This window comes from Pseudomonas sp. ERMR1:02, assembly GCF_002277815.1.
Taxonomy (GTDB): Bacteria; Pseudomonadota; Gammaproteobacteria; order Pseudomonadales; family Pseudomonadaceae; genus Aquipseudomonas.
Genome location: NZ_NKJI01000001.1, coordinates 226,658 through 241,030 on the forward strand (window position 1 = coordinate 226,658; position 14,373 = coordinate 241,030).

At 55.9% G+C, this 14,373-nt stretch carries 14 protein-coding genes and 2 pseudogenes; 8 read left to right on the plus strand and 8 right to left on the minus strand.

Annotated features, from left to right (window positions below; genetic code table 11):
• Positions 1–4: 4 nt before the first annotated feature.
• Positions 5–1,291: a phosphate regulon sensor histidine kinase PhoR gene (phoR, locus tag CES87_RS01055; protein ID WP_256590817.1), complete on the minus strand. Its 1,287-nt coding sequence runs from the start codon at positions 1,289–1,291 to the stop codon at positions 5–7.
• A gap of 80 nt (positions 1,292–1,371) precedes the next feature.
• Complete coding sequence (phoB, locus tag CES87_RS01060; RefSeq protein WP_034149326.1) at positions 1,372–2,061, minus strand: phosphate regulon transcriptional regulator PhoB; 690 nt, start codon at positions 2,059–2,061, stop codon at positions 1,372–1,374.
• Positions 2,062–2,212: 151 nt separating this feature from the next.
• On the opposite strand from phoB, the gene CES87_RS01065 reads away from it, so the two are divergent.
• Positions 2,213–2,596: a hypothetical protein gene (locus tag CES87_RS01065; protein WP_128604586.1), complete on the plus strand. Its 384-nt coding sequence runs from the start codon at positions 2,213–2,215 to the stop codon at positions 2,594–2,596.
• Between the two features lie 103 nt (positions 2,597–2,699).
• On the opposite strand, the gene ubiA is transcribed toward CES87_RS01065, so the two are convergent.
• Both ubiA and CES87_RS01075 read right to left on the minus strand, forming a co-directional pair.
• Positions 2,700–3,590 carry a 4-hydroxybenzoate octaprenyltransferase gene (gene ubiA, locus CES87_RS01070; protein WP_128604587.1) on the minus strand — a complete coding sequence of 297 codons (891 nt, stop codon included), beginning with the start codon at positions 3,588–3,590 and terminating at the stop codon, positions 2,700–2,702.
• Positions 3,590–4,129, minus strand: a complete 540-nt coding sequence (locus CES87_RS01075; RefSeq protein ID WP_371858166.1) for a chorismate lyase — start codon at positions 4,127–4,129, stop codon at positions 3,590–3,592. Before CES87_RS01075 ends, ubiA begins: the two co-directional genes overlap by 1 nt.
• 223 nt (positions 4,130–4,352) lie before the next feature.
• Between CES87_RS01075 and CES87_RS01080 the strand changes: the two genes are divergently transcribed.
• The 3 genes from CES87_RS01080 (at position 4,353) to CES87_RS01090 (ending at position 6,159) form a co-directional block, all read left to right on the plus strand.
• Positions 4,353–4,523, plus strand: a complete 171-nt coding sequence (locus CES87_RS01080; protein ID WP_128604589.1) for a rubredoxin — start codon at positions 4,353–4,355, stop codon at positions 4,521–4,523.
• A gap of 17 nt (positions 4,524–4,540) precedes the next feature.
• Positions 4,541–5,689 (plus strand): NAD(P)/FAD-dependent oxidoreductase, encoded by a 1,149-nt coding sequence (locus tag CES87_RS01085; protein ID WP_128604590.1) that lies wholly within the window; start codon positions 4,541–4,543, stop codon positions 5,687–5,689.
• Positions 5,690–5,883: 194 nt separating this feature from the next.
• Positions 5,884–6,159 carry an HU family DNA-binding protein gene (locus CES87_RS01090; protein ID WP_003213368.1) on the plus strand — a complete coding sequence of 92 codons (276 nt, stop codon included), beginning with the start codon at positions 5,884–5,886 and terminating at the stop codon, positions 6,157–6,159.
• Between the two features lie 89 nt (positions 6,160–6,248).
• Here CES87_RS01090 and CES87_RS01095 read toward each other — a convergent pair whose 3' ends face one another.
• From CES87_RS01095 to CES87_RS01110, 4 genes and pseudogenes are all read right to left on the minus strand, one after another.
• Positions 6,249–6,629, minus strand: coding sequence for a hypothetical protein (locus CES87_RS01095; RefSeq protein WP_128604591.1), 381 nt, complete (start codon positions 6,627–6,629; stop codon positions 6,249–6,251).
• Between the two features lie 149 nt (positions 6,630–6,778).
• Positions 6,779–7,099, minus strand: a complete 321-nt coding sequence (locus tag CES87_RS01100; RefSeq protein ID WP_256590808.1) for a hypothetical protein — start codon at positions 7,097–7,099, stop codon at positions 6,779–6,781.
• A gap of 688 nt (positions 7,100–7,787) precedes the next feature.
• Positions 7,788–9,023, minus strand: coding sequence for a PAAR domain-containing protein (locus tag CES87_RS01105; protein ID WP_256590809.1), 1,236 nt, complete (start codon positions 9,021–9,023; stop codon positions 7,788–7,790).
• A 258-nt stretch (positions 9,024–9,281) separates the two neighbouring features.
• Positions 9,282–9,676 (minus strand): annotated as a pseudogene (locus CES87_RS01110) (DUF6124 family protein).
• A 668-nt stretch (positions 9,677–10,344) separates the two neighbouring features.
• Between CES87_RS01110 and tssA the strand changes: the two are divergent.
• The 4 genes and pseudogenes from tssA to tssE all read left to right on the plus strand — a co-directional run bounded on the left by tssA (position 10,345) and on the right by tssE (position 14,362).
• Positions 10,345–11,900, plus strand: a pseudogene (tssA, locus tag CES87_RS01115) (type VI secretion system protein TssA).
• Positions 11,901–11,932: 32 nt separating this feature from the next.
• Entirely contained in the window at positions 11,933–12,436 is a 504-nt protein-coding gene (gene tssB, locus CES87_RS01120; protein WP_128604592.1) for a type VI secretion system contractile sheath small subunit, read from the plus strand.
• Between the two features lie 29 nt (positions 12,437–12,465).
• The gene (tssC, locus tag CES87_RS01125) at positions 12,466–13,938 is read left to right on the plus strand and encodes a type VI secretion system contractile sheath large subunit (protein ID WP_128604593.1); all 1,473 of its coding nucleotides are present in this window, start codon (positions 12,466–12,468) and stop codon (positions 13,936–13,938) included.
• A gap of 13 nt (positions 13,939–13,951) precedes the next feature.
• Positions 13,952–14,362, plus strand: a complete 411-nt coding sequence (gene tssE / locus CES87_RS01130; RefSeq protein WP_128604594.1) for a type VI secretion system baseplate subunit TssE — start codon at positions 13,952–13,954, stop codon at positions 14,360–14,362.
• Positions 14,363–14,373 lie beyond the last annotated feature (11 nt).

Sequence of the window (14,373 nt, forward strand, 5' to 3'; positions counted from 1 at the left end):
GGTACTAATCGGTGGTGCTGATAACCCGGGATTTGCTGACTTGGGCCGGTGCAAAATGGCAGGTAAATGTACTGCCGTGACCCGGTACGCTGCTGATCTCCATGCGTGCGCGATGACGCAACAGCACGTGTTTGACGATCGCCAGCCCCAGCCCGGTGCCGCCTGTATTGGAGTTGCGGCTGGAGTCGACACGATAGAAGCGTTCAGTCAAGCGCGGCAGGTGCTTGCTGTCGATGCCGATACCGGAATCCTGCACGCTCAGATGCGCGCCTTGCTCATCGCCCCACCAACGAATGCGGATATTGCCTTCGGCCTGGGTGTACTTCACCGCGTTGAACACCAGATTGGAAAACGCACTGCGCAACTCCGCTTCGCTGCCCTTGAGCAGAATCGTCGGGTCGGCTTCCACGGTAATCTTCTGGTTTTTCTGGCCGGACAGCTGTTGCGCATCACCCTTGATCGATTGCAGCAAACCGTCGATGGCCACCGGCTGGTTGTCCGACGGGTAATCGGTGGCTTCCAGCTTGGCCAGCAGCAGCAGATCGTTGAGCAAGGTCTGCATGCGCCCGCCTTGCTGCTGCATCTGCTGCAGGGCGCGGGTCCAGCGCGGGTTCACTTCCTCGACGTTGTCGAGCAGGGTTTCCAGGTAGCCGCAAATAACCGTCAGCGGCGTGCGCAGTTCGTGGGACACGTTGGCGATGAAGTCTTTGCGCATCTGTTCCAGCTGATGGATGCGTGTTACGTCGCGCACCAGCATCAGGTGTTCATTGTTGCCGTATCGAGTGATGTAAAGCTGAATGCGCATCCGGTCGTTAGTCGGCGAGGGGATTTCCAGCGGCTCGGCGTAGCCGTCCTGCTCGAAATACTCCTTGAAGCGTGGATGGCGCACCAGGTTGGTCACTGGCTGGCCGCTGTCTTGCGGGGTCTTGAGGCCCAGCAGGGTTTCGGCGGCGCGGTTCCACCACTCCAGGTTGCCGTCGCTGTCGAGCATGACCACGGCGTCTTTCAACGCTGCGGTGGATTCCTGGACCCGGTCGATCACCGCTTGCAAGCGCCCGCGCACCCGTTGGTCGCGACGTTGCAGGTGGTAGATGCTGTCGAACACCTCGCCCCACAGGCCGTAGCCGTCGGGAGGCGCTTCATCGGGTTTGTGCAGGCTCAGCCATTTGTGCAGGCGCAGCAGTTGCTTGAGGGTCCAGGCCAGATAAAGGCCCAGGCCCGCAGCGAGGCTCCAGCCGTAGTAGCCGGTGATCAAGCCGATCACCAGGCAGGCGGTGACCAGCAGCAGCATGTGGCGAATCAGGGTGCCATGCCAGTTTTGGTTCACTTGAACGCGCGTCCTTGTCTACTTCTAAAGCGGGAAAAGTCCGGTCAGGCTTTGGTAGAAAAGCGGTAACCGGTGCCGCGCACGGTTTGTACCAGATTTTCGTAGGCATCGCCGAGGGCTTTGCGCAGACGTCGGATGTGCACATCCACGGTACGTTCCTCGACATAAACGTTGCCGCCCCAGACCTGATCCAGCAACTGGCCACGGGTGTAGGCGCGTTCCTGGTGGGTCATGAAAAATTGCAGCAGACGGTATTCGGTCGGTCCCATTTCCGCGGGTTTGCCATCGATGGTCACGCGGTGGCCGATCGGGTCCAGCAACAGGCCGCCGACTTCAATCGGCGCCTCGCCATCGGTCGGGCCGGCACGGCGCAGTACAGCTTTGAGGCGCGCGACTAGCTCACGGGGGGAAAAAGGTTTGGTGATGTAATCATCGGCGCCGACTTCCAGGCCCTGGATCTTGTTGTCCTCTTCGCCCTTGGCGGTGAGCATGATGATCGGGATATCCCCGGTCAGCTCATCGCGCTTGAGGCGGCGGGCCAGCTCGATACCGGAAGTGCCGGGCAGCATCCAGTCGAGCAGGATCAAGTCCGGTTTACGGTCGACGATAATGGCGTGAGCCTGCTGGGAGTTCTCCGCCTCCAGGCAGTCATAGCCGGCCATTTCCAACGCAACGGCGATCATTTCGCGAATGGGCGCTTCGTCGTCGACGATCAGAATGCTCCTGCCAACCATGCCTTAATCCTCTTGTCATTTAACTGTCTTGCGCCGCATTAGATAACGGAATTATTGCAGTCGTGTGACAGTATTTTAGTCGCCTGCAGTTGTCACGAACCTGGACTAAGCTCTAATTTCGAATCCTGACAACCGCAAAAGGAAGGTTTCCATGAATCACATTGCTCAATCCTGGAAGACTCTGCTGATCACGGCTGCGCTAACGCTGCCGACATTGGCCTTCGCCGCCGAGCCGGCGATGATGAAAGACGGCATGATGGTCGATCATAAGGGTATGACCGTGTACACGTTCGACAAGGACAGTGGCGGCAAGTCGATGTGTAATGGTGATTGTGCCAAGAACTGGCCACCGATGATGGCCCCGGCGGGCGCCGCGGTTTCAGGCAAGTGGAGCACAATCAAGCGTGACGACGGCACGATGCAATACGCTTACGACGGCAAGCCGCTGTATACGTTCATGAAGGATAAAAAGCCCGGTGACATGGTAGGCGACAACATGAAGGACGTGTGGCACGCCATGCGCGAGCATAAATAAACGCCCCGCTTTTCGTCGGAGCGAGGCTTGCCCGCGAAGGCGTCTTCGAGATCGCCATCGCAGGTAAGCCTTGCTCCTACAGAAAGCGGGTCAGGGCCTTATCTCAACGCAACGCATAATCCAGCACAATCCCGACAAAAATCGCCAACCCGGCCCAGTGGTTGTGCAAAAACGCCTTGAAACAGCGCATCCGGTCCTTGCCACGGGTGTACCAGAATTCCCACGCGAAACAGCCCGCCGCCACCGCCAACCCGAGCTGGAACCAGCCACCGAGCTCGAATTTCGAACCAGCCAGCAACAGACAGCCCAGCGCCAACCCTTGCAGGGTCAGGATAATCACCCGGTCCGCCTCGCCAAACAGAATCGCCGTGGATTTCACGCCGATCTTCAAATCGTCATCGCGGTCGGTCATTGCGTAATAAGTGTCGTAGGCCACCGTCCACATCAGATTGGCGATCCACAGTAACCAGGCCGCTGCCGGCAGTTCACCGGTTTCGGCGGTGAACGCCATCGGCATCCCCCAGGAAAATGCCGCGCCCAGCACCACTTGCGGGTAATAGGTGTAGCGCTTCATAAACGGATAACTGAACGCCAAGGCCAGGCCACCGAACGATAGCCAGATTGTTGCCGCATTGGTGCACAGCACCAGCAGGAAGCTCACGCCCATCAATAGAGCAAAAAACACCAGCGCCTCTTTGGAGCTGATCTTGCCGCTCACCAACGGCCGCTGTTCAGTGCGCTTCACATGGCCGTCGACTTTGCGGTCCGCCCAATCGTTGATGACACAGCCACCAGCGCGGGTCAGCACCACGCCGAGGACGAAAATCACGACATTGGCCAGCGACGGCGAACCCTTGCCGGCAATCCACAGCGCCCACAACGTCGGCCACAGCAGCAGATAAATGCCGATCGGCTTGTCCATGCGCGTCAGCTGAATGAAATCCCAGGCCCGTGGGTTCAAGCGGTTCAGGGACTTGAGCAGGCTCTGGTACATCAGCAGTTCTCCGGGTGGGCGCGGGCGGCGCTCCACAGGGTCGGCAAGAAAATTTCAGCCACCAGCACGCTCAACGTACCGCGGTCAAAGCGCGAACGGCGACCCCATAGCTCAACGGCCTGAACTTCCGTAGGCAGCCACGCTTGAGGATAGTGACAAACCTCGATGGCGCGGCGCTGGAACGCGTGGTCGCAAAACAGCAGTTCGCCCAGAGAGCGGCTGCCCAGCTCGTCCATGTGCAAGCCGTCGCCCTGCAATGCGCTGCGCGCCGCGACGCTGCGGGCAAACACCCACGCCTGGCCATGCCCGCGCAAATACACCTCGCGCACCCAGCCTTCACTGCCTTCGGCCAGATCCAGCGCGGCGCATTCGTCAGCGCGCAAGGTCTGCCAGCCTTCGAACAACGGCGTGACACTGAAGCCGTCATTCGACAAACGGGTCAGGCGGCGGGTCAGCGATCCTTCGTCGAACAGCCAGTCGAGGGTAGACGTGTCGGGGAGGGGCGTCAGTTGGCTCTTGGGAAGCCAAAGCGGGGCCAAGCAAGGGGATTCTGAGTGCGGCACAGTGAGTCATTATTGGCAGCAAATGAGGCGGCGAGCTTAACATGTCAGCTAATAAATTTGAGTGATGTGGCTGCCCGTTGCGCCGAACAGGCTTGCATCTAGCCGTGCCCATCAGTACAAAACGCGCTGAGCCGGACGGCAGCGCTTCAATCATCGACCGTTCGTGCCGGCAAAAGCCTGAACCTGAGGATGTACGTAAATGAAAAAGTGGCAATGTGTGGTCTGCGGCCTGATCTACAACGAAGCCGACGGCTGGCCGGATGACGGCATTGCGCCGGGCACCCGCTGGGAAGACGTACCGGCAGACTGGCTGTGCCCGGACTGCGGTGTGGGCAAGATGGATTTTGAAATGATCGAAATCGCTGCTTAAAAACTGAGGAGTAAGGAATGAACGCACCTGTTGTGATCGTCGGTACTGGCTTGGCTGGTTACAACCTGGCCCGCGAGTTTCGCAAACTCGATGGCGAAACCCCGCTGCTGTTGATTACCGCCGATGACGGGCGCTCCTACTCCAAGCCGATGCTTTCCACAGGTTTCGGCAAAAACAAAGACGCCGACGGCCTGAGCATGGCCGAGCCAGGCGCAATGGCCGAGCAGTTGAAGGCCGAAGTGCGTACCCACACCCGCATCAGCGGCATCGACCCGGGCCACAAGCGCCTATGGATCGGTGAGGAAGCGGTGTACTACCGTGACCTGATCCTGGCCTGGGGCGCCGAAACCGTGCGGGTACCTATCGAAGGTGACGCGGTGGATTGCGTTTTCCCCATCAATGACCTGGAAGACTACGCACGCTTTCGCGCCGCAGCGGCCGGTAAGCGTCGGGTGCTGCTGCTCGGCGCCGGGCTGATTGGTTGCGAGTTCGCCAACGACCTGAGCCTGGGCGGCTATGAGGTGCAACTGGTTGCACCGTGCGAACAGGTCATGCCGACCCTGTTGCACCCGGCGGCGGCCGGTGCGGTTCAGGCCGGGCTGGAAAGCCTTGGCGCACGCTTCCACTTAGGTCCCGTGCTCAATCGCCTTGAGCGCGTCGCCGATGGCCTGGAAGCGCACCTCTCCGACGGCCAGGTCATCCCGTGCGACGTGGTGGTCTCGGCCATTGGCCTGCGCCCGCGCATCGACCTGGCCGCCGCTGCCGGTTTGCAGGTCAATCGTGGCGTGATGGTCGACCGTCACCTGCAAACCTCTCACGCCAACATCTACGCACTAGGCGACTGTGCCGAGGTCGATGGGCTGAATCTGTTGTACGTGATGCCCCTGATGAGCTGTGCGAGAGCGCTGGCCCAGACCCTCGCCGGCAACCCGACGGCAGTCACCTATGGCCCGATGCCCATCACCGTGAAAACCCCGGTGTGCCCATTGGTGGTATCCCCGCCGCCACGGGGTTCGGAGGGCGTCTGGACGGTTGAAGGGCAGGGCGCCGACATCAAGGTGATATGTCGCGATGCCAGCGGCAAACTGCTCGGTTATGCCCTGACAGGCACGGCCGTAATGGACAAACTGGCCCTGAACAAAGAGCTTCCGGCGCTGCTGGCGTAAATGCCGGTCGTTCTGTCGGAATCACCCCCCTATAGACGTTATAAAGGTCGCGCCGATACTGGCGCGGCTCTTCCGTAAGTGCCATCCTCACTCCCGTCTGCCGCAGAGTAGAGCACCTGCGGCGCTTTGGGCGCTGCTCGGCAGAGAGCAGCACGGACATAACAACAAAAAACCGTCAAAGGGGCTTCACTAATATGCGTAAACCAGAACTCGCCGCAGCAATTGCTGAAAAAGCAGACCTCACCAAAGAGCAGGCCAACCGCGTCCTCAACGCCGTTCTCGAAGAAATCACCGGCGCCCTGCACCGCAAAGACAGCGTCACGCTGGTAGGCTTCGGCACCTTCCTGCAACGCCACCGCGGCGCCCGCACCGGCAAAAACCCGCAAACCGGTGAGCCAGTGAAGATCAAGGCCAGCAACACTGTTGCTTTCAAGCCTGGGAAATCGTTGAAAGATAGTGTTAATCCGTAAGACGTTTCCCTGACCCGCGTAGCGGGGGAGTGGAATAAAGAATGGGCACGCCAACCGAGGTTGGGTGCCCATTTTTTGTGGCTACTTGATTATTTCCACATTGCTATCAAGCCCAGAGTCACAATGCCGGTTAATGCCGTTAGAAGAGACCATTGCAACACAACTAGCTTTCGCCTGAGGTCTCTAGGGAAGTTTTCAATATCCTCCGCACTGACGATGCCGTGTTTCAGGAAAAATCGAGGGAACGTTACGACACTGGAGACTGAGTAAACCAGCCGGGTTTTGCCCCTGAGTCCTTTGTCTATGCGTGCCGGGACAGTTATGAGTGAAGAACTGTTTTTGAAGTGCTCCGACAAGACCTCTCCCTTGGTGTATCCCAGATAAATAGCGACCCCAAAAATAATAATGGCACCACCAAAAACTAATAGACCTGACACCACGAAGAGTGCGTCTGCAAAGCTGATGTTCATTGAGTGGCCTCAAAAATTATTAGCTATTCAAGTACTCCTGATATTCACCATGCGATGAGTAGCGCCATCGCTTTCTAGGGATCATTACTGGATCTGGTCTGTGATTTTTCCAATACCCCACAGCAAAAATAGTGCCCCCACAAGCGTTACTACTCTCCGGCGCAAAAAACCAACTTGCGCTTGATTGGTGCTGGGAGGTTCTTTATATCTTCAGCACTGATGCTACCGTTTTCGATACCTTTACGTGGCGAGGTAACGTAATCAGCAATGTTGCCTATCAGCCTCAGCCGTCCCCATGGTCCAGCATGTCGCCAGAAGGCAAGAACCGTGATTGCTGGGCTGTTTTTCAGGTGCTCGAAGATCACATCCATCTTGGTGTAGGACATATGAAGCGCAACGACAATCCAGATGAACATCAGTATGAGGATTCCGCCACCGATAATACCAAATGTCATCTCGGTCGTACTCATTTCGTTGCCTCGTAACTGCGGACGTCCAAATGGTAATCATGAAAATTTTTAATGCTGTTTGACAAAAATTAATGTCGTAGAGGCGCCTATTCTGTTGGTGTGAAGAGCTTTTGTTAAAACTAGTTATATTGTTCAGTTTTAATTGAGTATTCCTGATCGTCCTATTATGACGAGCGATACCATTGAAGCGATAAGACCTATAAAGCTCCACTGCAGAATTTTAAGTTGTCGTTTTAGTGGGGAGGGGAAACTTTCTATTTCCTCAGCGGTAATTAGTTTCCGGCTGATGAAGAAATTCGGGAACGTAACAATGCTGGAAATATTTCCTATCAGCAGTATTCTCCTATAGAAGGTTGTCCCTTTGTGAATGCCAAAAATAAGCAAGACTGAGCAATGTTTGAAGTGAGACGAAATTATGTCTTTCTTCGTGTGGCTCAAATACAAAGCTGATCCAATGCAGATGAATTGTCCAGTGATAACTATGAGACACAAACTACCGAGAATTAGATTGGGGGTAATCATTTTATGGTCTCGTATATTTGCTCTCCAGCCATTTCACCAAGTGCGCCACCAAACTTCCCTCCAGCGTAAGAACCAATTCCAACTACCAAAATACTGCATGCTAATGGCGCAAAGCCGGCCGTAGGTACACTTAGTCCTATGCAAAGTCCTCCGACTAGCGGAGCAGTTATACCTCCCGCCAACACACCACCCCAATCCCACCCGCGAAATTACCCGCCTCAGTGAATTTAACCTGCTTACAGGCCTCGGTATTTCCCGCTGTACATACGTCCTGAACCTTCAGGGCAGACGCCCCGCCGCCAATCGCTGTACCCACCCAACCTCCGTACTGGATGTATTTAGAAGCCTTGGCCACTCCTTCAAGATGAGTCGCATGCCCCGGTATCTGCCCCCCAGGACTGGCGTCGGTCCAGAGGTGAACCAGGCTTTGGCTGGAAATGCCTAGTCTCTTTTTCAGGTTTATATGGTCAGGAAACCCGATGCCCTTGCGGGTGAGTGCCGTCATATGCGAATTGAGCTGTGCGAGCAGGCGTTGGCGTTCTGCAAAAAACGTCGGTGAGCGTAGATGTCCATCTTTTTGAAGCGTTCTTTGCTGCAACGCTTCGAGTTCCCTCATGGCCTCGCCAACGTTATCCAGATTATTTTTGAATATGCTCGCACCGACACCGATTGCGCTCGAACCATAGCCGAGGAATGTCTGGATGGCATCACGGTGGCGCACCATGAAATCCGCTTCTTCCGAGCTGAGTGTTTCAATGATCTGGTTGGTTTTAGCTGCCACCTCCATGAGCATGGCTTCTTGCCGGGTGCATTGATGGTTATTGGGATCACCGAGCACGATCATCGAGCCCGCTTTGACATCACGCAGATTAGGGTTCAGCAGCTTGAATTTGCCCATCACCGCCGGGTCGCGCAGGGTGAAGAGGTTGGACTCAAGTTGTTCGCGAGTGGTGCTTTTGGGGGCGATGTAAAAACCTGGTTCCTGGGCCGAGGTGTTGAGCGGAATTGGATTGGGATTGCTCCGCGCAGTCGCAAATGAGGATGGCATAGCTACCGGGTGGCTCGTGGCGCCTGCGGCCGGTTGTCTGACGGTCGGTGCTGCATGCGGTGAAGTACTTATTCTGGACCCATACGAGCCTGAGAAATTCGAGCCGATCAATGTCGCCCTGCAAGGGCAACCGCTGTAACTGTCCAGCGTACCGGCACGCAATCGTCCATTACTCTTCATGTAAGGAATACCGCCTAAAATCTTGTAGGTTTGGCCGTCCACGCCACAGCTGACCGGATCGCCTTCGCAAGCATAGGCGAGGCCATTCGCGCGACTGCTTGTATCGGCGTCTGTGACCTCGCCTCCGCAGGTGGTCTTGTCACCCAAAACGATGAAGTGCCCTTTAACCATCATTAAACTCCCTGTCTCTTCGCGCCATGAAGCGCACTGCCATTAACGGTGCATTGCACCGACTCAGGTTTAAGTTGGCCTTATGCAAGGTACTTATGAAAAGACGCAACTCAAGACGGCAGAGATCAAATCGGACGTGTCCTACGCGTGCTTCAGAAACAGGGAAGGGATCTGTGTAGGAACGCTCACTACCCCAGTGGCTTGGCCAAGAAAAACCCCGATTGGTGTCATCACCAATCGGGGTTTTTCCTGCATTGAGGGTTAGATGGTTCGACTGTGTTGCTTGGCAATAATCGCCGCCATTTCCGGTTCATCCAGATGATCCAGCGCTCGCTCTACCAACAATTCACACCATCGGCCATGCGGTTGAGCGCCAAGGCTACAGAGCGGCGTGAGCCATCCACGTCGTCGGCGAGGTCGGCAGCGATGGCGCTGATGGACAGCAGATCTTCTGAGGCGTTGGCCAGGAGTGCTTCAGTGTCGATGTCTGGGCAGACGCTGAAGAGTTGACCGTTACGTTTGGGTGGTTTCTTTTCGGTTGGCGGGAAGTGATGGTCGAGGGCGCGTTCGGCGGCTTCGTGGAGTTTCTTTGAATCGATGTTTTCGTAGGGCGATGCCGGATCGGTGTCCGGCGGGTTAGGTGTCACTTTGAACATGTCTTAGCTCTCTCTTGAGTGAGGCCGCGACCAGTTCGCTACTAAACGAAAGGGAGGCAGCTGTACGCAGGTTAGTAGACCGACGAGCTAAGAAATCGGCGCGCCCAAGGACGCCCTACGCACAGCTACCATCAAGGACAGAGTTGGACCCTGGCTGATGAAACTTGTACGACTTAACTACGGCAGGCTACTAAACCCGATCACTGACGATCAGTGACGCGAATCAAGTTACCGAGCGGTTCCAAGGCGCACAAGCCGGCGGATTCTGGCGTAACTGTAGGCAACGGCACAAGGCGTTGTAGCTTTCACGAAGTAAATCTGACAGTGGTTAAACAAACATTTTTTGCGTTAACTATTAACAATGAAGGCGAAATTTTGCCTGTCGAAAGGCTATTAAAGAGCGCAAAAAATTGCACAGTCGAGGTCAGTAGTGAACCAATATCCGCCAGTAAATGCATGTCGTACACAGCCTTAAGGCAATTCGTATGAAATGCGGAGAAACTTCCTACATACGTATTATCGATTACAGAATAAGTTCTTGGTCCTTCACCAAATGCCCTTTTGCTTATCTTCGAGTCGAGTGCACATGTCCAGAATCAAGCCGTAGGTCGGTGCTATCTTGAGCTAATACCTGCGAGCGTCGCTTTCGGTGCAACTTGTAAGTTTATATGACGTACTCAAATAAACTTTCGGCGCACTATTCCGATTTAGCCAAAGCACCTGTCCGCGAAGAAAAATTCGCAGGGGAGGATGCCCGCTACTCAAGCGAGTATGAAGCGCTGGAATACGAGCTTGGCAAAGCCCAGTCCGTGCACGAATGCGGTCAGATCGACTGGCTGAAAGTTCGCGAAAACTGCGAAAGCCTGCTGCGCACCCAGTCCAAGGATTTGCGAGTCGGCGCTTGGCTGACCTGGGCCTTGTACCAGTGCGAATCATTCCAGGGACTATTGGCTGGTCTCGGATTGCTTCGCTATCTATGTAAAAACCATTGGCTCGAAATTTACCCGAGCAAACCCCGCACCCGCGCCGCCGCTATCAGCTGGTTGGTGCCGCGTCTTGAACAGGTACTCACTGAAAACGTCGCGATCAAAGAGCAGTTGCCCTTGTTCCGCCAACTTGTGGAGCATCTGGAGGGACTAGATGCCATTTGCACCGAACATCTCGGTGGCGATGCACCCTTGTTGCTACCGATTTGCCGTCGCCTGAAAAATCTGGTGCAGCGCGCTGTCGAACATCAGCCCGCACCCAGCGTCCTGGAGTCCGCGGTGGCTCAGGTCAAGCAGGTTGCCACGCAGTTGTTCAATCCCTGCGCACCCATCGATAACGAAAAAGATGCCCATAAAGCCTTGCGTGCTCAACAGGACAGCGCGCGGCCACTGTGTGCCTGGTGGCTTAAGCAGAGGGCCACCGATCTGCGCGCATTACGCCTGAATCGTACGCTGCTCTGGCTACCTGTAGACACATTGCCCGAGCGCAACGCAGAGCAGATCACAGTGCTGCGCGGACTACCTGTCGACAGGCTCAAGTTCTTTCAGGAGCGTTACGATCAAGCCCGTTACGCCGACTTGCTGGTGGAGCTGGAGCCCAGTCTGTCCAAAGCGCCGTTCTGGTTTGATGGTCAGAGATTGGTTTGGGAGTGTCTTCAGGGGCTGAACGCGGAAATGGCCATGCGTGAAGTGGAAATCCACTTCGCACTGTTGATGCAGCGTCTGCCCGGCATCCTCGAATTACGCTTTCATGACGGCACTCCTTTCGCCGACCCGGCCACACGCTCGTGGGTCGATGTCCAGGTCACGCCGCATCTGCAAAATCCCCATGCACCGCGTCCTGTAGAAACCGCCGAAATACAACCAGCCTGGGAGCAGGCCCTAGAAGACGTTCAGCCGATTCTGCGCAAGGACGGCCTCAAGGCTGCGGTGCAGATTCTCAAGCAAGGCCTGCACAGCGCCTATGGCGCCCGCGAGCAGTTTTTCTGGCAGTTCGCTCTCGCGCGGCTTTGCTTTATGGCCAAAAATTTGAATTGGCCAAGAGCCAACTTGAAAACCTTGACCAGACATTACGGGACGCAGGCCTGCATACCTGGGAGCCGGATCTTGCGCTGCAGGTGCTGCAACTACTGCATAACTGCTGCGAGTTGTTGCCGCAGAACCACGCGGTGCGCGAATGCAAGGAAGAGATTTATCGCAGGCTGTGCCACCTCGATCTTGAAGTGGCACTCGACTAGGCCCAAGGGCCCCAACCGCAAGGAGAATCGCCATGGCCAAAGAAGGCTCGGTAGCCCCCAAGGAACGCATTAACGTCACTTTCAAGCCCGCAACTGGAGGCACTCAGGAAGAGATCGAACTGCCGCTGAAGCTGCTGGCGATCGGTGACTACACCCAACGCAAGGACGAACGCAAAGTTGAAGATCGCAAGCCGATCAACATCGACAAGATGACCTTTGACGAAGTGATGGCTAAACAGGATCTCCAGGTGACGTTGAGCGTGCCGAACCGACTTCAGGATGACAGCAGCACTGAAGACCTGGTCGTGGATCTGCGTGTCGATTCGATGAAGGATTTCAATCCAGCCAGCCTGGTCGAGCAAGTGCCTGAACTGAAAAAACTGATGGAGCTGCGTAATGCGTTGGTGGCGCTCAAGGGACCGCTGGGTAACGCACCGGCGTTCCGCAAGGCCATTGAAGGTGTTCTGGCAGACGACGAATCCCGCAGCCGCGTACTAGACGAGTTGGGGCTGAACGCCGCCGCCCAACCCGCCTGAATCCGCCATCAGTCAAGGAAGCCAATATCGTGAACACGAATGCAGCACAGCAACATAGTGATGAGAGTGAATACAGCATTCTCGATAGCATCATTGCCGAGACCCGCCTGAGCCCCGACGACGAAGCCTACGACATCGCCAAACGCGGTGTGTCTGCGTTTATCGAAGAGCTGCTAAAGCCACAGAACAGTGGGGAGCCGGTTAAAAAGGCCATGGTCGACCGGATGATTGCCGAGATCGACACCAAGCTCAGCCGCCAAATGGACGAAATCCTCCATCACCCGGACTTTCAGTCGCTGGAGTCTTCATGGCGTGGTTTGCAATTGTTGGTTGATCGCACCAACTTTCGCGAGAACATCAAGATTGAGATCCTCAACGTCTCCAAAGAAGACCTGCTGGACGACTTCGAAGATTCGCCAGAGGTGATGCAGGCTGGGTTGTACAAACACATCTACACCGCTGAGTACGGTCAGTTCGGCGGTCAACCGGTCGGAGCGATCATCGCCAACTACTTCATGTCCCCGAGCTCGCCGGATGTGAAATTGATGCAGTACGTTTCCAGTGTTGCCTGCATGTCCCATGCGCCCTTCATCGCTGCGGCCGGACCGAAATTTTTCGGCCTCGAGAGCTTCACCGGTCTGCCGGATCTGAAAGATTTGAAAGATCACTTCGAAGGCCCGCAATTTGCCAAATGGCAGAGTTTCCGCCAATCGGAAGATGCGCGTTACATGGGGCTGACGGTCCCCCGTTTCCTACTGCGTAATCCGTACGACCCGGAAGAAAACCCGGTGAAATCGTTCGTATACAAAGAAACGGTGGTCAACAGCCACGAGCACTACCTGTGGGGCAATACTGCATACGCACTCGGTACCCGACTGACAGACAGCTTCGCCATGTTCCGCTGGTGCCCAAATATTATCGGTCCGCAGAGCGGCGGTGCGGTTGACGATCTGCCGTTGCATCACTTCGAAAGCATGGGCGAAATCGAAACCAAGATTCCGACTGAAGTGCTGGTATCTGATCGCCGTGAATACGAGTTGGCGGAGGAGGGGTTTATCGCCCTCACGATGCGCAAGGGTAGCGACAACGCAGCATTCTTTTCCGCGAGCTCCGTTCAGAAGCCGAAACACTTCGGCATCAGCGCCGAAGGCAAGGTTGCAGAGTTGAACTACAAACTCAGCACTCAACTGCCTTACATGATGATCGTCAACCGACTCGCTCACTATCTGAAAGTGCTGCAGCGTGAGCAACTTGGTTCCTGGAAGGAGCGGACCGACCTGGAGCTGGAGTTGAACGAGTGGATTCGACAATACGTGGCTGATCAGGAAAACCCGAGTGCCGAGGTCCGTGGACGTCGGCCACTGCGTGCGGCTCAGATCATTGTCAGCGATGTTGACGGCGAGCCTGGTTGGTACCGCGTCAGCCTCAACGTGCGCCCGCACTTCAAGTACATGGGTGCAGATTTCACTCTGTCCCTGGTCGGCAAACTGGACAAAGAGTAAGCGGAGCTGACGCATGACTGGATACGGCAGCCTCTTCGAACGCCTGGGTGGCGACGCGAAAAAACGTGTCGGCTGGAGTCGCGAAAACTCCGCCATGGCGTCTGTGGCTGCCCATCTGGCCAAGATGCTAAGTACCCGCGCGGGCAGTGTGCGGACACTGCCCGACTACGGATTACCCGATCTCAATGATATGCGCCTGAGTCTGCACGACTCCTTGAGTCAAGCGCGCCTGGTCATCGAAAACTTCATCGAGGCCTACGAGCCTCGTCTGAGCAAAGTTCGTGTTTCTGCTGGGCCTCGTGATGACGATCGGCTTCGCCTGTCCTTCAGCATTGAAGGTCTGCTGGAAGTCGACGGCTTCAAACATAAGGTGTGTTTTGCCGCGTGCCTGGATGGCAGCGGGCAGGTAAAGGTCAGCCAATGACAAACGGAATT